The 19,193-nt window shown below is 40.7% G+C and carries 11 protein-coding genes; 2 read left to right on the top strand and 9 right to left on the bottom strand.

The features are described 5' to 3' along the window. Window positions 1-3: 3 nt before the first annotated feature. The 6 genes from rodA to purH all read right to left on the bottom strand — a co-directional run bounded on the left by rodA (window position 4) and on the right by purH (window position 7,409). Window positions 4-1,458: a rod shape-determining protein RodA gene (gene rodA, locus AB5935_RS07050; protein ID WP_007836442.1), complete on the bottom strand. Its 1,455-nt coding sequence runs from the start codon at window positions 1,456-1,458 to the stop codon at window positions 4-6. Continuing rightward, window positions 1,439-3,289, bottom strand: a complete 1,851-nt coding sequence (mrdA, locus tag AB5935_RS07045) for a penicillin-binding protein 2 (protein ID WP_368327375.1) — start codon at window positions 3,287-3,289, stop codon at window positions 1,439-1,441. The genes rodA and mrdA overlap by 20 nt, the downstream gene beginning before the upstream one ends. Continuing rightward, window positions 3,289-3,789, bottom strand: coding sequence for a rod shape-determining protein MreD (gene mreD / locus AB5935_RS07040; RefSeq protein WP_007836446.1), 501 nt, complete (start codon window positions 3,787-3,789; stop codon window positions 3,289-3,291). The genes mrdA and mreD overlap by 1 nt, the downstream gene beginning before the upstream one ends. An 8-nt stretch (window positions 3,790-3,797) precedes the next feature. Then, window positions 3,798-4,646 carry a rod shape-determining protein MreC gene (mreC, locus tag AB5935_RS07035; RefSeq protein WP_007836447.1) on the bottom strand — a complete coding sequence of 283 codons (849 nt, stop codon included), beginning with the start codon at window positions 4,644-4,646 and terminating at the stop codon, window positions 3,798-3,800. A gap of 105 nt (window positions 4,647-4,751) precedes the next feature. Beyond that, entirely contained in the window at window positions 4,752-5,774 is a 1,023-nt protein-coding gene (locus tag AB5935_RS07030; protein WP_005842742.1) for a rod shape-determining protein, read from the bottom strand. Between the two features lie 111 nt (window positions 5,775-5,885). Further along, the gene (gene purH / locus AB5935_RS07025; RefSeq protein ID WP_007836449.1) at window positions 5,886-7,409 is read right to left on the bottom strand and encodes a bifunctional phosphoribosylaminoimidazolecarboxamide formyltransferase/IMP cyclohydrolase; all 1,524 of its coding nucleotides are present in this window, start codon (window positions 7,407-7,409) and stop codon (window positions 5,886-5,888) included. 279 nt (window positions 7,410-7,688) lie between these two features. Here purH and AB5935_RS07020 point away from each other — a divergent pair, with 279 nt between their 5' ends. Together AB5935_RS07020 and AB5935_RS07015 are read left to right on the top strand one after the other, a co-directional pair. Beyond that, window positions 7,689-9,941, top strand: coding sequence for an inorganic phosphate transporter (locus tag AB5935_RS07020; protein ID WP_008655662.1), 2,253 nt, complete (start codon window positions 7,689-7,691; stop codon window positions 9,939-9,941). 105 nt (window positions 9,942-10,046) lie between these two features. Then, window positions 10,047-11,129 (top strand): phosphotransferase enzyme family protein, encoded by a 1,083-nt coding sequence (locus AB5935_RS07015; protein ID WP_007840604.1) that lies wholly within the window; start codon window positions 10,047-10,049, stop codon window positions 11,127-11,129. A 78-nt stretch (window positions 11,130-11,207) separates the two neighbouring features. Here the strand turns inward: AB5935_RS07015 and AB5935_RS07010 are convergent, their stop codons facing one another. From AB5935_RS07010 to AB5935_RS07000, 3 genes are all read right to left on the bottom strand, one after another. Further along, on the bottom strand, window positions 11,208-13,649 hold the full coding sequence (locus AB5935_RS07010) for a S9 family peptidase (protein ID WP_007840602.1): 2,442 nt from the start codon (window positions 13,647-13,649) through the stop codon (window positions 11,208-11,210). 111 nt (window positions 13,650-13,760) lie between these two features. Beyond that, window positions 13,761-14,495: an outer membrane beta-barrel protein gene (locus tag AB5935_RS07005; RefSeq protein ID WP_007856025.1), complete on the bottom strand. Its 735-nt coding sequence runs from the start codon at window positions 14,493-14,495 to the stop codon at window positions 13,761-13,763. Between the two features lie 196 nt (window positions 14,496-14,691). Then, window positions 14,692-19,092: a hybrid sensor histidine kinase/response regulator transcription factor gene (locus AB5935_RS07000; RefSeq protein ID WP_007856026.1), complete on the bottom strand. Its 4,401-nt coding sequence runs from the start codon at window positions 19,090-19,092 to the stop codon at window positions 14,692-14,694. Between the last annotated feature and the right edge of the window lie 101 nt (window positions 19,093-19,193).

The raw sequence follows: 19,193 nt of genomic DNA, 5'->3' as shown, positions 1-19,193 counted from the left end.
ACTCTAACGTTTTCCCCGCCCAGCATCAATACGCAAGAATACAAAAAGCAAGATCGTAAATCCCCACAAAGAAGACCCCCCATAACTGAAAAAAGGCAATGGTATGCCTATAACGGGGGTCAGTCCTAAAACCATACCTATATTAATAAACAGATGGAATAAGAAAATGCTTAATACCGAATATCCATAAACACGGGCAAAACGAGTATGCTGACGCTCTGCCACCACAATAAGACGCAAAATAAGTCCGGTAAAAAGAAACAATACAGCTGCCGAACCTATAAAGCCTTCTTCTTCCCCTACCGTACAAAAGATAAAGTCTGTATCCTGTTCAGGCACATACTTCAGTTTAGTCTGTGTACCATTCAAAAAGCCTTTCCCCCATAAGCCTCCCGAACCAATAGCAATCTTACTTTGGTTCACATTGTATCCTGCCCCAGCCAAATCTTCCTCCATACCAAGTACCACTTTAATACGTATTTGCTGATGTGGCTCTAGCACATTATTGAAAACATAATCAGCAGAAAAAAGGAATCCCACTGAACCTACCGCAAATAGAGCAATATAAAAATAATTACGCATACGTTCATGCATAGAAAGGAAGATCAAATAGAACAATAAAACTACGCACAATCCATATTGAAACCAAGTAATATCAAAAGGGATAACATAAAACGAAAATAATAAAGCCAGCAAGGTACCACCAACACCAACCCCTCCAATATACCACACTACCGATGCTTTTTTACAATAACTATTAACTAATAAAGCAGAAAGAATGACTATCAACAGCAACACAGAAAATTCACCGATGGAAGTACAGTCATCCGCCATCAATTCATTGCCAAAACGGATCCCAACTACAAAATAAACCACAGCGCAAATCCCAGCAAACAAAATAGAACCTGGCATCCCCTCCCGGTACAGCATAAAAAAGAAAGCCAGATAAACCAAAGCCGACCCCGTTTCCCGTTGCAAAATAATGAGCAGCATAGGCAGCAACACCATCCCTACTACAGGCAATGAATACTTTAACTTACTCATTGTAAACCCATAGACATTCATAAATTTAGCCAAAGCCAAAGCCGTAGCAAATTTAGCAAATTCCGCCGGTTGCAAACTTACAGGTCCGAATTTTATCCATGAATAAGATCCCTTGGTATCCTCTGCCAGAAAAGGTGTTATCAACAACAACAGCATCATGCCTCCATATAAAATGTAAGCAAACATATCATATAACTTATCCTCTAACATCATCAGGATAAATCCGAGCCCCAAAGAGCAACAGATCCATACAAATTGTTTTCCTGCACGAGTGTCGAAACTAAAAAAATCAATTTCACCATAATCATAGCTGGCTCCACATACGCTGAACCATCCAAAGATAACCAGCATCAGATAAATGCAGATAGTCATCCAGTCCACTGATTTCCATATACTATCGTTCGTGTATGCCATAATCTATTCGTCTGTTTTGTATTTCCGCCGCTTTCGCCTCACTTTCCGGTGAAAGTTCTCCTTTCAAATATTTCTCCATAATCAATGCACCGATAGGTACACCATAAGTTGCTCCCCAACCTCCATTCTCTACATAGACTACCACGGCAATCTTAGGATCATTCATTGGTGCAAACCCCATAAAAGCAGAATGGTCCTTTCCACGGTTTTGCGCCGTACCTGTCTTGCCACACACCTCAATTCCCGGAATATTCGCACTACGGCAGGTTCCTCCCAATACTGCCGAACGCATACCTTCGACTACTGTCTGATAATGTTCACGGCTTACTTTAGTATAATGTTTGGTCGTATACAGGGTATCCAACGGCTCGTCTTCTACTTCTTTCACTACATGCGGAGTTATATAGTAGCCCCGGTTAGCAATAGTAGCCCCAAGGTTAGCAATCTGCAACGGAGTAGCCGTCACTTCCCCCTGACCGATGGAGATAGAAATAATCGTCAGTCCGTTCCATGATCCCCGATAGTTCTTATCATAATAAGCAGCATTCGGGATCATCCCACGCTTCTCACCCGGAAGGTCTACTCCCAAAGGATAACCAAATCCCATAGAAACCATATAATCACGCCATGTATTCATGGCAGCCTGTACAGAACCATACTTCTTCTTTGCCCCTATCATGTGAAACAACCCCCAACAAAAATAACCGTTACAGGAAGTTGCAATGGCAGGCACCAAAGGCAGGGGCGACCCATGAGAGTGGCAACCCACCCTAAGACCGGCATACACAAAACCATGATAGCAAGAATAGGCTGTCTGAGGAGTAATAATCCCTTCTTGCAGAAAAGTCAACGCCTGAGTAGTCTTAAAAGTAGATCCCGGTGGAAATTGCCCCATAATAGAACGGTTCAGCAATGGTTTCCAACTGTCACGCGCCAGTTCCAGATGATTTTTACCCCGTTGGCGCCCCACCATCAATCTTGGGTCAAAAGTGGGAGCAGATACCATACAAAGTATTTCTCCTGTGGATGGCTCGATAGCCACTATACTGCCTATCTTCCCTTCCAACAAACGCTCTCCTAACATCTGAAGCTCTATGTCTATACCTAGTTTCAGATTCTTCCCCGGAACGGGAGTCTTGTCATATTTCCCGTCCATATACCGTCCCTGAATACGTCCACGGGCATCGCGCAGTAATATCTCCACTCCTTTCTCCCCCCTCAACTGTTTTTCGTATGAGCGTTCCACCCCCTGTTTCCCTATAAAGTCACCGCGTACATAGTAATCATCCGCTTCAATATCCCCCTTGGACACTTCTGCAATATCTCCCAGAACATGAGCAGCCGAATTGTAATTATACTGACGGATAGTACGCCGCTGAATATAGAAACCGGGAAACTTGAACAGCTTTTCTTGGAAGACTCCACACTCTTCTGCCGAAAGCTGGGTCATAAATACTTGATGAGTATATGGAGAGTAACCCGGATTGGAACGTCTGTCCTTTATCTCACGAATACGCTTCTTGAAATACCCGGGAGTAATATTCAATGTTTTACATAAATCAAGCGTATCAAGATTATGCACCTCTTTCATCACCATCGTTACATCATAGGCAAGTTGGTTGTATACCAGCAGGTTACCGTTCCGATCATACATTACCCCACGGCTAGGGTATTGTGTCTTGTTCAGAAAAGCGTTGCTATCTGCATTCTTTTTATAATCCTCACTCATAATCTGCAAGGTAAAAAGACGTATCAAGTAAATCAGCACAATAACGATTACCGATGCACCGATTACATATTTCCGCTTCTCCAGATTATAATCTCTTTCCACTATTTTTTCCTCCTGATTGCCTCAGCACACAATATACAAATGACGGTTATTGAGGCATCTGTCAATATTTTCAACAATAAGACAGGCAGATTGAAGAATGAAAAAGTATCTATGACAAGTAAAATGGTACAAAATAAGAAAGTACATAATAAGATATACCGGAAGAAAGGCGAGAATCCCATACTTTTGATACCTGGTTCAAAATCCTCGACGCTATCGCGGAGTGTGACTAATCTTAAAATAGGTTCACGCATAAAAGCCAGTACAGTGGCCGCAGCCGCATTCATCCCCGGAGTGTTGCCAAATATATCGACTGCCAATCCCAACAGGAATGCCCATATCATAAGGACATTACGGCTAACTCCCGAATTGTACTTCAAAATAAAATAGATAAAAAAGAAAGGAGTGGCATACCCGTTGATATGCATATGATTCAGCACCAACACCTGCAACAGTACCAGTCCGATAAACCACTCTATTCTTTGTAGATAAGTCAACATCAACCTTCTTACTTAATCGTTTTTACCTGCTTTTCCAACTCCAATTGTTCCTCCTGCCCTTTTTGAGCAATTACGCGCACATCATTCAAACGGGCGAAGTCCGTAAATAGTTTCACCCGCAGCAAATAAGACAAGCCATCGTGACTATCGGCAATATCATCTACTGTACCCACCGGAATGCCGGAAGGGAAAACAGCACTGTGTCCACTGGTTACAATAGTGTCACCTAAAGAAAATAATGAATGACGGGGCATATCCTTTATAAAAGCAAATTCGGATGAACCGCCATCCCATTTCAAGAAGCCGAAATAATCACTCCGTTTTATTTTACAGCTAATACTGCTTTTGGAATTCAATACCGGAATGACAATGGAGTAATGTGGAGAGGTGAGATAAACAATACCAACCACACCGCTTCCATTTACCACTCCCATCTCACTACGAATGCCATCTACTTCTCCTTTATCAAGTGTAATATAATTATCAGCATGGGTCACACTGTTATTTATCACGCTAGCCTTAAAGATATCATATCCTGCCAGTGCTTCCTGCTTAAGCTGTTCCACACCACTGCTGTCTTCCGTCGCTTCAATCAAAGCTTTACGAATACTCTCCAACTGCAATTCCAGTTCCACATTTTTCTGTACCAACTCATCGTTAATCGTTTTCAAATGAAAATATCCGGTAACATTATTGGCTGCATCATACATAGCTCCCGACACAAAATTAGCAGATGTAAAGAACGCACTTCCCTGATAACTGTTGAAGCGGAATAATAAAGCAAAACTGATTATCTCCAAAAGAACAAAGAGAAACCAGTAATTATACTTTAAAAAGAAATTCAGCAGATTTTTCATTAATACTAATTGTTCAATGTGCTAATTTGCCAATGTGCCAATGTACTGCACTATCCATACCGCATAGCATTAGCAAATTAGCAAACTGCCTCATTAGCAAATTATTTACCGCATCAAAAAAGAGAAACGATCTACATTCTTCAGTGCAATACCGGTACCTTTCGCCACACTCAGCAAAGGATCTTCGGCTATATGGAACGGAATATTGATTTTGTCTGTCAGACGCTTGTCCAAACCACGCAGCAAAGCACCACCACCAGCCAAATAAATACCGTTCAAAACAATATCAGCATAAAGTTCAGGCGGAGTCTGTTCCAATGCACTAAGGATAGCTGTTTCAATTTTTGCAATACTCTTTTCCAAACAATGCGCCACCTCCTGATAACACACTGGAACTTCCATGGGAAGAGCAGTGATACGATTAGGCCCGCGTACAATGTAATCTTCAGGAGCATCATCTCCCAAATCAGTCAAGGCAGCACCTACATGTATCTTGATACGTTCAGCCATACGTTCACTAACCTTCACATTATGCTGACGGCTCATATATTCCTGAATATCGGCTGTAAGATCGTCACCGGCAATACGTATCGAATTGTTGGAAACAATACCACCCAATGAAATCACGGCAATTTCTGTAGAACCACCACCTATATCAACAATCATATTACCTTCAGGAGCCTCTACATCAATACCGATACCAATAGCCGCGGCCATAGGTTCAAAAATCAAATAAACGTCTCGTCCTCCCGCATGCTCAGCACTGTCACGTACCGCACGAAGCTCTACTTCAGTGCTACCCGAGGGGACTCCGATCACCATACGCAAAGAAGGAGAAAAGAAACGATTACCCATGTTCACTTTCTTTATTAAACCGCGCATCATCTGTTCACAGGCATTAAAATCGGCAATAACTCCGTCGCGTAGCGGACGTACAGTACGAATATTCGGATTTTCCTTCTCGTACATCATTTTAGCCCGTTCGCCTACGGCAATCATCTTGTCGGTACGGCGATCAAGCGCAACGACCGAAGGTTCGTCCACTACAATCTTCCCGTTATTTAAAATGATGGTATTGGCAGTGCCAAGGTCCATCGCAATCTCTTGTGTAAAGGAGAATAATCCCATAAATTCATTTACAATTTAGCAATTTACAATTGACATTTGCAATTGACCATTTACTGAACAATGCTGTATAAACAGTCCGATTGTAGCCGCAAATGGTAAATTGCAATGATCTTAGTGTTTAAAGTGACGAATCCCTGTAACGACCATAGCTACGCCATGTTCATTGCAGTATTGGAAAGTCAACTCGTCTTTTACAGAGCCTCCCGGCTGGATAACAGCTTTCACACCCTCCTTATCCGCTATCTCTACACAATCGGGGAAAGGAAAGAAAGCATCACTGGCCATCACTGCGCCATTCAAATCAAACTCAAATGACTTCGCTTTTTCAATGGCTTGTTTCAATGCATCCACACGTGAAGTCTGACCGACACCGCTAGCCAGCAGTTGTTTGTTCTTGGCCAGTACAATAGCATTACTTTTACTATTCTTCACAATCTTATTTGCAAATAACATATCCTCTACTTCAGTCGCCGTAGGAGCTTTTTCAGTAACCTGCTTCAAGTCGGCAGGAGTTTCCACATCCAGGTCTCTTTCCTGAACCAAAACCCCATTCAATAAAGAACGGAATTGTTTCTTCGGCAATTTAGCTTCCTTACGAACCAAAATAATACGGTTCTTCTTCTGTCCCAAAATCTCTAATGCATCTACATCATAATCCGGAGCAATAATTACCTCAAAGAACAGTTTATTGATTTCTTCTGCTGTTTCTTTATCAATCACGGCATTAGTAACCAACACACCGCCGAAAGCCGACACCGGATCGCCTGCCAACGCATCTTTCCATGCTTCCAGCACAGTAGGGCGCGAAGCTAATCCACAGGCATTATTATGCTTCAGAATGGCAAATGTCACCTCATCAAATTCATCAATCAAATCAACAGCTGCATTGATATCCAACAAATTGTTATAGGAAATTTCTTTTCCATGAATCTGGTCGAACATCGCATCCAGATTTCCATAGAAATAACCTTTCTGATGAGGATTTTCACCATAACGAAGTTGTTTTTGTTCTTCCACCGCGCAACGGAAAGCCGAACCTTCACCACCATCAAAATAGTTAAAGATAGCAGAATCATAATGAGAAGAAACAGCAAACGCTTCTTTTGCGAACCAACGGCGTTCCTCGCGTGAAGTAGTAGCGCCATGTTCCAGCAACATATCACGGAACGGCTTATATTGTGCCTGACTAGCGATAATCACTACATCATTAAAGTTCTTAGCAGCAGCACGAATCAAAGAAATACCACCTATATCAATTTTTTCGATGATAGCTTGTTCTTCGGCACCCGAAGCCACAGTTGCCTCAAACGGATACAGGTCAACGATGACCAAATCTATTTCGGGTATCTCATATTTTTCTATCTGTTGCATATCTTGTTCCAAACCACGACGGCATAAAATACCTCCAAAGACTTTAGGATGCAGTGTCTTCACACGTCCGCCCAAAATAGAGGGATAAGTAGTAAGATCCTCCACCGCTTTGCAAGGGAAACCTAAAGATTCGATAAACTGTCTTGTACCTCCTGTTGACAGGAACTCTACTCCTTCTTCGTGTAGTTTGGTTATAATCTCGTCCAAACCTTCTTTGTGATAAACCGACACCAATGCGGTTTTAATTCTCTTAGCCTCTGACATTTTTTATAGATTAAGTATTTGGGCTACAAAGGTATAAATTTTCACTCTATAAATTCCACACATAAACGTGAAATATTATTTATCCACTCATATTTGTCTCAAAAAAGAAGAGATTCGCCACTAAATATGGATAATAATAAATTAAAAATCAAGTTGTGTGAATCCGTGCAATCTATGGTGAACAAAAAACACCTGTAACACAAATGTAACATATATGACATTTTATCATAATATACCTCCCGTACCTTTGCGCCCAATAAAATAGAGAGACAAAATTATATGGAAACTATGTTTTTGGGAATCGTTGTATTCCTTTTTCTGCTAGCCATATTCGATTTGGTAGTAGGCGTCAGCAATGACGCAGTGAACTTTATGAATTCCGCCATTGGTGCTAAAGCCGCGTCATTCAAGACCATCATCGCCATTGCCGCTTTCGGTATCTTCATCGGCGCCACACTGAGCAACGGTATGATGGAAATCGCGCGACACGGTATTTTCAGACCTGAACAATTTTATTTTCAGGAGTTAATGTGTATCTTTCTAGCAGTTATGGTAACAGACGTAGTCCTATTGGATATTTTCAATTCCTTAGGAATGCCTACCTCCACTACCGTATCCATGGTATTCGAACTATTGGGAGGAACTTTCGTTCTAGCTCTTATCAAAATAGCAGAAGACGAAACCGGAATGCTAGGATTTGCTGATCTGCTGAATACGGAAAAGGCATTATCCGTCATTTTAGGTATCTTCCTCTCAGTAGCAGTAGCCTTCTTCTTCGGCACATTAGTACAATATCTCTCCCGTCTCCTCTTCACATTTAATTATACAAAGAAACTGAAATACACTATCGGACTGTTCGGCGGTATCGCTGTTACGGCCATTATCTACTTCATGTTGATAAAAGGCCTGAAAGATTCCGCCTTCATGACTGCCGAAAACAAACATTGGATTCAGGAAAACACCTTGATGTTAGTAAGTTGCAGTTTTGTGTTCTTCACCATTCTGATGCAAATACTGCATTGGTGCAAGATAAATGTATTCAAGGTGGTGGTAATGTTAGGTACTTTTGCCTTAGCTATGGCTTTTGCAGGCAATGACTTAGTAAACTTCATTGGTGTGCCTTTGGCAGGCTTCTCAGCTTATACAGACTTCATGGCTAATGGAAACGGTGAACCAATGGGATACTTGATGAATTCACTGAATGGTCCGGCTAAAACCCCATTCCTTTTTTTATTTTTAGCAGGCGTCATCATGGTATATGCGCTGATTACTTCAAAAAAAGCGCAAAATGTAGTGAAGACTTCGGTAGATCTCTCGCGTCAGGATGAAGGTGACGAAATGTTTGGTTCTTCCGCTGTAGCACGCAGTATTGTCCGTTCTACCATGAGCGCTTCAGAAAATATAGCCAAAATATTACCCGACAATCTGAAACGATGGGCCGACAGCCGTTTTAACAAAGATGTGATGATTATGGAGAATGGGGCAGCATTTGATTTGATACGCGCTTCTGTCAATTTGGTACTGGCCGGTCTGCTCATAGCTTTGGGAACCTCTTTGAAACTCCCTCTTTCTACCACTTACGTAACTTTCATGGTAGCTATGGGTAGTTCATTAGCCGACCGTGCCTGGAGCCGTGACAGTGCCGTATATCGTATCACCGGTGTGCTTTCTGTTATCGGTGGATGGTTCATTACTGCCGGAGCTGCTTTCACTATCTGTTTTGTGGTTACGCTCATCATGTATTATGGAGGCACATTCGCCATGTTGGCTCTTATTGCACTTGCCATCTTCCTATTGGTACGCAGCAACATACACTACAGCAAGAAACAGAAGGATAAAGGCAAAGACGACATATTCTCCCGCCTCATTGCCAGTAAAGACAAAGAAGAGCGTTGGACATTACTTCGCCAGCATGTAAATAACACATTGGTAGCCGAAATGGCATTCACCAATGAAACCTACCGGCAGATAACCGACGGTTTCATCAACGAAAATCTGAAAGCTCTGCGCAAGGCCGTGAGCAATACTGACAACCAGAAAGAAATGTTAAAAAAGATACGCCGTAAAGAAATACTGGGCCTACGTCGCATAGACAACTTCACTGCTATTGAGAAAAATACTTGGTTCCATTTAGGAAGCAACAGTTGTGAACAAATGCTTTACTGTCTGAAACGTATCTGCGAGCCTTGTAAAGAACATGTGGACAATAAGTTCACCCCATTATCGGAACGTGCCACTAACGAGTTCATCCCTATCCGCGATGAGATGACGGCATTAATGGCCAAAGCTACTGAAGTACTTGCTAACAAGGCCTACGACCAGACTGATGCTTTGCTACGTGAAGGCGCCCTTCTGAAAGGCAAGATCTCCACCTTGCGCAAGGAACAGATGGACCGCATACAAGAACGGGATGTCAATGTAAAAGCTTCTATGGTGTACCTCAATGTATTGCAGGAATCACAAGAATTGGTTTCCTACTGGCGTCATCTGTTACGCGCTGACCGTATGTTCCAGACTGATTTAAAAAAATAAAAAGATTTATATTCCTATTATATGTTTTTTAAGATAACTTCTTTCCTCCAATTGAAGGAAAGAAGTTATCTTTGTTTCATATATAGACATTATTCAAACAAACCTATGGAAAACCTCAAAAAAATTATCAAACAGTTCCCCAAAGTGGGTGAAGTGAAAGAAATCAAAGCTTTGACATCCGGCCTCATCAATCAGACTTATCTGGTAAAATCGGTATCTCCTGAAGAGCCTGACTATGTATTGCAACGAATCAACCATTTAATATTTACCAATATTGAAATGCTGCAACACAATATAGAAGTAGTAACCAGACACATCCGCCAAAAGCTGGAAGCCAGACACGAAGAGGACATTGAACGTAAGGTACTCCATTTTCTACCTTCCACCAATGGCAAAACCTATTTCTATGATGGAGAAGGTTATTGGCGAATTTCAATATTTATTCCACGTTCACAAACATTGGAAACAGTTACACCGGAATCCTCCTATCTGGCAGGACTGAAGTTTGGTGAATTCCAAGCCATGCTGGCTGATGTACCCGAACAACTCGGAGAAATCATCCCCGATTTCCACAATATGGAATTCCGCTTAAAACAATTACGTGAAGCCGTATCTGCCAACATGTCTGGCCGTTTGGCAGAAGTACAGGACATAGTGGACGCAATAGAAAAAGATGCTGATACGATGTGCAGCGCTGAACGTTTTTACCGTGAAGGCAAATTGCCCAAACGCATCTGCCACTGTGACACAAAAGTCAGCAACATGTTATTTGATGAAAACGGAAAAGTGTTGTGCGTCATTGACCTGGACACAGTAATGCCCAGTTTCATTTTCTCCGATTTCGGTGATTTCCTCCGTTCGGCAGCCAATACCGGCAAGGAGGATGAGGCTGATTTAAATAAGGTGAAGTTCAACATGGAAATCTTCAAAGCATTTACCAAAGGTTATATTGAGTCGGCCCGAGCTTTCCTGACCCCTCTTGAAATAGAAATGCTACCATACGCTGCAACTCTGTTCCCTTATATGCAAGCTGTACGCTTTTTAGCAGATTATATAAACGGAGACACGTATTATCAAACCCGGTATAAAGACCATAATCTGGTACGTACCAAAGCTCAGTATAAACTGTATCTGGAAGCAAAATCCGCGACACCGGACATGAAGGCTTATATCAACAGTCTGCTATAAAAACAAGGAGCACAAAGGTATCTTAATGACACGAACCCTCTGTGCTCCTTTCATATTCGTCCGGCAATTATCCTAAATCTACCGTTTCGGTATATCCACCGATTTTTCACTTCTCCCTTTCAGATGTTCGGAGAAGTAGTCTACCAGTTTCCAATAGAAATATTCATTCATATCGCCGAATCCATGACGCTGTTGAGGAAGAATCAGCATATCAAAACGTTTCCCGGCACGAATCAATGCATCAACTACCCGTAAGGTATTGCCTGGATGTACATTATTATCAATATCACCATGAATCAGCAACAAATTTCCTTTCAATTGCTTCGCTATTTCAGGATTAGTAGCAATCTTATAAACGAAAGTTGTATCCCCTTTCTCACTCACTACTTCTTTTACGCCGTGATGCGTTTCACTCCACCAACGGTTATAGATATTATTATCATGATTTCCGGCACAAGAAACAGCCACTTTGAAGAAATCCGGGTATTGGCACATAGCCGCCGTACTCATAAATCCACCTCCCGAATGTCCATGAATACCAACCTTATCTATATCTATAAAATGATGACGCTGCGCCAATTGCTCGATAGCATATTTATGATCGGCCAGCGGATAATCACGCATATTTCCATATCCATAATTATGATACCATTTAGAGCGGCTAGGGTGCCCGCCACGTTGTCCTACAGAAATAACAATAAATCCGGCCTGTGCCAAACGGTCGGTACGGGGACTCATACGGGTAAATGGATAATAAACACCTTCCACCTGTGGCCCAGGATAAACATAATCCACAATAGGATAAACCTTAGTTGAGTCAAAATTAAAAGGTTTATACATCACACCATACAAATCTGTCACACCATCAGCCGCCTTTACTTTAAATATTTCCGGAAATTTATAACCGGCAGCAAAAAGCTGTGAAAAATCACTCTCCTGAATATCCATTACTTTATTGCCATTAGTATCCAGCAGGATGGCGCAAGGCACTGTATTTACACGCGAATAATTATCCACCACAAAACGAGCATCATCATCCACTTCCACACGATGGAAATAATCCCCTTTAGTCAGTAGTTTCAAACCGCTGCCATCCAAATTCACACGATACAAATGTTCATAATAAGGATGTTCTTTAGCATTCATTCCATTAGCAGTAAAATAAATCACACGCGCCTTATCATCTACTTTCAAGATTTCCTCCACGTGCCAGGGACCTTTTGTGATACGATTTTTCAAATTACCCTGATCATCATATAAATAAAGGTGTGCCCAACCATCACGCTCACTCCATTGAATAATTTCTTTTCCACCATTCAAGACTCTTAAAGGACGAGTTTCCTGATAGGTATTCATCCGTTCTTTTATAACAGGTACAACGGAATCCTGTCCTATCGTATAGGAACAAACATCAATCCGATGTAAATCACGGCTGCTGCGAGTCAGAAAAAAACGGTTGTTATCACCCTGCCAAACGACAGCCTGATCTTCCATATCACGCTGTTTTTGCATCATTGGTTTGTATTCCAGGCCAATGCTTTGATCTTTATAAGCTGCTACTTTAATTTCCTTACGTTTATTATCAACCAAGTCAAACAAGTACAGATGTTCTATGGGAGCTTCCTTTTCTCCCGGCATCTGGTATTTATAAGTTTCCAATGTGGGACGCGGATGGGCCATCGAATTTATTACCCATAATTCTTTCACAGCGCGATCGTCAGAAACTGTCATAGCAAAATAACGTGAATCCGGAGACCACACTCCACCTACACGACGACGCTTGCCATTACATAAAGTATCTGTATTAAGCATACTATAGGGAATACCATAGCCAAAATCCTTCATGCCATCTGTAGTAAGCTGGATTTCCACGATCGTACTATCCTTTTCATTTTTTTTCGCTTTTTCATAATCTTCACGACTCATGCGATACAAATTCAAATCCTTGGCATAAATCACCGTTTTACCATCAGGAGAAACTGATCCCCAATAGATTTTCTTCAGGTCGTCTTCTTTATCTTTCAAATGAGTCAATTTACGAGTAGGATAGTCATAAGAAAAATAAAAGATTTCCTTCTCATTCTTTTTGTCTTTCTTATCCTTACCTTCTGTCTTTGGTGTCGCATCTTTTGTTGATTTTACTTCAAAAGTAAAGGTACGCCCATCTTCTTTCGCTTTCAGATTTATAATTGGCAAATGGCGTGCCTCAAAGGGATCTTTTACAATTTCAGTAAGCTGAGAAGCTAATTCATCCCTATCAAACAAAAGCTTCTTTGTCCGGGCAACCGGATCAACCACATACCAAAAGGTTCCTTCACTTGTTTTGTACTCGAACCAGAAATTATTACCTTTCTGGAACCAATGCGGATCCACCACAGTAGAAAACAACATGGTGTTCAATTTTTCTTGTGTGTACTTCTCTGCCTGCAAGTATTCTGGCAAGCGTTCCTGTGCCTTTGCAACAGAGACAGTCGTACACAGACCGCCCATTAAAAGGGTAATGAATAGCATTTTCCTCATAGATTGAACTTTTATCGTGTTTATGAAAAAACAAACATACACAAAATTCTTCATTTAACAATCTTAAACAAGAAATTTTGTGTATGTTTGTTTCATTTATCCTTTTTCTTATCAAAAAGTATACCCTGAAATAAAGCTAACCATATGATTCCGTATCCTTAAATCATTCTGTTCCTTATTATATTTTCCCCAAGCCAAATCATACCCGATAGTAAATGAAATCCGTTTAACAGCAATCCCGACAGAAGCCGTTCCTCCCCAATCCAAACGAGGGGACGCCTCAAAACCAAATTCCTCATTTACTGTTTTTCCTTTAAATGTGCCAAACCGGTAATAATCATTCCGATATTCATACTGTCCAACACCTGTTTCTTCATCTATATTATATTTTGAGGAAGAAACATAAGCATGAGTGCGTCCACCAATTCCTACAGCTACATAAGGCCCTACTGCTAATTTAAGACGCACATCATCACAAAGTTTAAAACCCCAATGAGCCATAACAGGCAATTGCAAATAATAACGCGTGGACTCAACATCCGTTTTTTCATAATCCATGCTAAATCCTCCCCCTGTTGATATGTTTCCCCAACTCATAGGATGATACCCACCTTTCTGCATTAAGATATAAACTCCGGACTTCAAGCCAAAAGAAGGCTTTTTTCCCACCCCTTCCTTTAACTGATACAATACACCGGCACCAGCTTTAAAACCTAATGTAACTGATGTCCCTTCATTTTCCTTATTCACTACCAAGCCGGCTTCCGGCGTAACACTCCAACGAGACTGAGCACTCAACATCAGACTCGCCAAAACACCTACCATAAATAAAATTACTTTTTTCATCTTTTTCCTCTTTTTAGTTCATTATCTATGTAAAAGACTAAAAATTCAGAAAAACCCCCATTACATATTCGAAAAAATAATAAAATAACATGAGCAACTCACTCACATAACAAAAGAAATACCCGACACTTAAACATACCCTTTAAGAAATAATTAAAAAATAAACGCTGCAAGAACTAACAAATAGCAGCAAAAGTTATCGCTTATTTTTTGCATTCTCTTTATATTCAGTAGGTGTCATACCAAAACGTTGTTTAAAACATTTGCTGAAATAACGAGGATCATTAATACCTACCATATAAGCAATCTGCGTCATATTATAATCACCACTTTCTATCAATTGCGCGGCACGTTTCACACGCATCTCTTTAATAAACTCAATGGGGGCAAGTCCTGTCAGGGTTTTCAGTTTCTTGAAAAAGACAGAACGACTCACCGCAAGTTCTTGTACCAAATCATCCACTATCAAATCGCCATTATCCATATTCTTCTCCATTAATTCCGTCAGTTTTTCCATAAATTTACGGTCATGCGAAGACATCTCAGGCTGTGTTTGCTGTTCTTCCTCCGGAACAGGCTGAATATTCATCAGATTCGCACAATACAACTGTTGTAACTTGACACGTTGTGTCAAAATATTCTCCACCCTAGCCTTCAGGTAAGTGGCACTAAATGGCTTCGTTATATAATCCTCAACTCCCAGCTCCATACCCTCCAACTTACTGTCCATATCCGTTTTAGCCGTCAGTAAAACCACTGGAATATGACTGGTCGCCATATTAGCACGCAAATCTTCTGTCATAGTAATACCATCCTTTTCCGGCATCATGATGTCACTAATAATAATATCCGGAACAAACTTCAAAGCTTTATCCAAACCATCAGCCCCATTAACAGCCTCTATGACGTTGAAATTTGAGATAAAGATACTACGCAAAAAGAAACGAAGTTCCAAATTATCTTCAACCAGCAACATCGTTTTACTTTCATTCCTTTTCTCTTCATGTCCCTGAACTGGTTCTTCCACCTCTTCCGGCCTCATTTCGACAGAATCAGAGAGAATGAACTCCACATTCTCCGTATAGTGCTCTTTACCTTTCAAAAACTCAACCGTGAAACAGCTGCCCTCCCCCTCTTTACTATCCACACGGATAGTCGCTTTGTGCAGTTCCACCAATTCCTTAACCAAAGAAAGACCGATGCCTGAGCTTTGCTGATTAAACAAATTCTTGTCCAGCAGATTTTCAAAACGGACAAAAAGAGAAGCTTTCTTGCTTTCAGAAATTCCTATACCTTGATCCTGTACACCAATCGCCACATTATGCTCATTTTCATGAATGAAAAGCGTAATCATCTTACCCTGTGGAGTATACTTAAAAGCATTGGAAAGCAGATTAAAGACAATCTTTTCCAGCTTATCCGCATCTACCCACAGTTTCAAGGAAGGCATTTCACTTTCGAATACAAAATCAATATGATGCTCTTCGGCCAACGATTCAAAATTATCCATGATATGGCGTACAAAAGGAACAATATCGATCTGTTCTATACGCAACTTCATTTTATTTTTCTGTATTTTGCGGAAATCAAGAATTTGGTTCACCAAGCGAAGCATACGGTCGGTATTACGTTCTACTACATGCAATTGCTCACGTACATCATCTGGCAAAGTCTTGTTTTTCAAAACATATTCTACAGGACCTGCAATCAACGTTAGCGGAGTGCGAAGTTCGTGAGAAATATTTGTAAAAAAACGAAGTTTTATATCAGAAACCTGCTGTTCCACAGACACTTCATGTTTCAGACGATAAATAGTAAACAATATATATACTCCTGAAAACAGAATCAACAGAAAAGCAAGAATATAAATTGCCATAGCCCAAGCTGTTTCCCAAAACGAAGGCTGAATGGTGATTCTCAAACTGCGCTCGTTCTCTACCCAAACACCATCACTATTGGTCGATTTAACCTGAAAAACATAATCTCCTTTCGGAAGATTAGTATATGTAGCGGTACGCTGTCTGTCTACATAATTCCATTCTTTATCAAATCCGCGTAAACGATAAGCATAACGGATATTTTCAGGATAAATCATATCCAATGCAGCAAACGATAAGGTTACAATATTCTCCTTATGTGAAAGTACCAGATGTTCTGTATTATTGAGTGATTGCCGCAACAAACTTCCTGATACCCCTGGAACTACCTCTTGATTGGATATCTTCAAAGTACCTAAAATAATGGATGGTACATAATTACTCTTCTTAATATGCTCTGGTTCAAAATAAAGCACGCCACGACTGGTACCAAACAAAATGGTGCTGGAACTAAGATTCAACGACGTTCCCTCCTCAAAACGTATCTTACCACCAAAATCCCTTTCATTATAATTCTCAAAACGTTGTTCGGACGGAATAAATTTACTCAATCCGTTTTCCGTACTTATCCACAAGCTTCCTGTGTCATCCTCTTCTACAGACAACAGGATATCTGAAGGCAGACCATTCTTCACTGTATAGGATTTAAATACAGCTCCCCCTTCTCCGTTCATGGAAACAAGTTGGTTAAGGCCACCACCAAATGTAGCTAAATAAACTTCTCCTTGAGAAGTGGTTACAACCCGATATACGTTATTGTTGCTCAGACAATTCATATCATCGGGGATACGTGCATAAAGATGGAACACAATCGACTCCGGATCCTTAAAATCCTCTTTAAAACTAAGTGCGCCATCACTGCTCCCCACCCATATATTCCCCTTCTTATCAGAAGTGATATGGCGTACACGATAACAACGGTCATACGGAAAACCTTTCAGGTTATTTCTAGAACTAATAAACACATATTTCCCTTCAGGAGTTTTCTGAATATAATTCAACCCTCCACCAAAAGTTGCCACCCAAATACGTCCATGCTTGTCTTCATGTAACCAGTAAACACTATTATGACTCAGGCTATAAATATCATCTTCATCATATTTGAATCGAGTAAACTTAAAATGTGCCCCCTCCTTTTCTGCCAGAATAATACCATCCCCTTTAGTAGCAATCCAAATGTTTCCGCGAGAATCTTGCATGATATGATAAGGAACTCCACTTAACGGCCTACCAGATTTAGCTATAATCCCCTCTTCAGTCAGAATACCCTGAAAATCTAAATCAGAAGAATAAATTTCAATCTGACCGTCCCGTTTTCCCATCCAGATGCGATGTTCGCTATCTTCAAACAACGCACGTACCGTATTGGCATTCAAGTCATAACTGTGCCCCATGCGGGGATAAATATGGAACTGGCTTCCTAAAAAAGTAATCTTCTCCAACCCCTTAGAATGAGTACATAACCAAAGATTGCCTTGTTTATCGGATAACATAGAATGTAATTTGTTAGAAAAGTGCCAATCAGGTGAATCGGGGTCATTGTAGAAAGGTAACAGCCGATTTGCCTCCCTGTCATACCAAGAAAGCCCTCCTCCTTGCGGATGTACCCACAAATTACCGTTCAAGTCCTCACAAATATGAAAACTGGGATAGGAACGATCGGCACCACGAGGCTCCACTTGCATCTTTTCTTGCTTAAATACTTCCGTCAAAGGATTGAAATGACAAACCTTTCCCCATTCGGTCATCTCAAACCATGCTTCCTGCTTACTGTCAACATAAACAGAACGGAAAGCGTCTGCCGGGAATTCGGGACAATTGGATTTATTATAGACTTTACACTCTTTTGTATCCGAATGGTACAATATCAATCCTTCATGGGCAGTTGTTATCAACAGTCCCGTACCTTTTATTTCATTTATAGCAATCACTTTATCCTTTACCGGCAATTCCCAAAGACGAAAGATTTCATTTTGCAAAGAATAGCACCATATCCGTCCCCTGTCTGATCCAAAATAAAGTTCGTCACCATAACTGCAAAAAGAGTAGAAAGCCTGTACGGATTCATCTTTGCCTGATTGGATATTCACAAAATAAGAAACAGGCTCTTCTTTATCATTCGTAATCTTTAGCAGACCGTTATCAGTAAGTAACCACTCTTGATTATAAGCATCGCTAAAAACCTGATTAATGTGAGCGGCATTTCCTCCATGACTATGAGTAGCATATACTTGAGTGGTTACACTGTAATCCTTAGGATTTGTTTTCACACGGACAGCCCCCTCATTTTCAGAAAGTAGCCAAATGACACTGTCGGGCAATATTTTAATAGAAGAGAAACGCATGCCCTCCTCTTCACCTTCTGCAGGAATTTGTTCGAATTTCTCTGTTCTTTGGTCAAAACGATACACACGGTAATCATACGTTTGCAGCCAAATATAATTATAAGGGTCTACTTCCAATAAGTCTACCCGGTTGTTAGTCATAGTAATTTTATTCCCTTGTCTGGCTTTATAAACTTTGAAGTCATAACCATTGAACCGGTTGATTCCATCCCAAGTAGAGAACCATAACACTCCATTATGGTCTTGTACCATGCTCATGATAGAGTTCTGAGACAAACCGTTTTCCGAAGAATAATGAGTAAAGATACAATTAGGCTGACTTTTTGCATAAAAAAAGAACAGCAAAGTAAGTATAAACAGAATGTGTCTTTTCATTTCGTAGATTTTCATATATAGTATGGCAAAAATACATAAAAAACGAGAGATACCGACATACAAGTTCCTAAAAAAATAAAAGGGGCAAAGTTAAATACCCC

It is taken from the genome of Phocaeicola sp. RTP21198st1_B8_RTP21198_201120, assembly GCF_040929485.1.
Taxonomy (GTDB): Bacteria; Bacteroidota; Bacteroidia; order Bacteroidales; family Bacteroidaceae; genus Phocaeicola; species Phocaeicola dorei.
This window is presented reverse-complemented; position numbering and strand designations above follow the sequence as displayed.

What these genes read in the sequence shown, in the direction of transcription:
- purH (WP_007836449.1), bottom strand. Translation starts at nt 7,409, where the DNA reads ATGTCAGAGGCTAAGAGAATTAAAACCGCATTGGTGTCGGTTTATCAC.
- AB5935_RS07015 (WP_007840604.1), top strand. Translation starts at nt 10,047, where the DNA reads ATGGAAAACCTCAAAAAAATTATCAAACAGTTCCCCAAAGTGGGTGAA.
- AB5935_RS07010 (WP_007840602.1), bottom strand. Translation starts at nt 13,649, where the DNA reads ATGAGGAAAATGCTATTCATTACCCTTTTAATGGGCGGTCTGTGTACG.
- mreD (WP_007836446.1), bottom strand. Translation starts at nt 3,789, where the DNA reads ATGTTGACTTATCTACAAAGAATAGAGTGGTTTATCGGACTGGTACTG.
- mreC (WP_007836447.1), bottom strand. Translation starts at nt 4,646, where the DNA reads ATGAAAAATCTGCTGAATTTCTTTTTAAAGTATAATTACTGGTTTCTC.
- AB5935_RS07030 (WP_005842742.1), bottom strand. Translation starts at nt 5,774, where the DNA reads ATGGGATTATTCTCCTTTACACAAGAGATTGCGATGGACCTTGGCACT.
- AB5935_RS07005 (WP_007856025.1), bottom strand. Translation starts at nt 14,495, where the DNA reads ATGAAAAAAGTAATTTTATTTATGGTAGGTGTTTTGGCGAGTCTGATG.
- AB5935_RS07000 (WP_007856026.1), bottom strand. Translation starts at nt 19,092, where the DNA reads ATGAAAAGACACATTCTGTTTATACTTACTTTGCTGTTCTTTTTTTAT.
- AB5935_RS07020 (WP_008655662.1), top strand. Translation starts at nt 7,689, where the DNA reads ATGGAAACTATGTTTTTGGGAATCGTTGTATTCCTTTTTCTGCTAGCC.
- rodA (WP_007836442.1), bottom strand. Translation starts at nt 1,458, where the DNA reads ATGGCATACACGAACGATAGTATATGGAAATCAGTGGACTGGATGACT.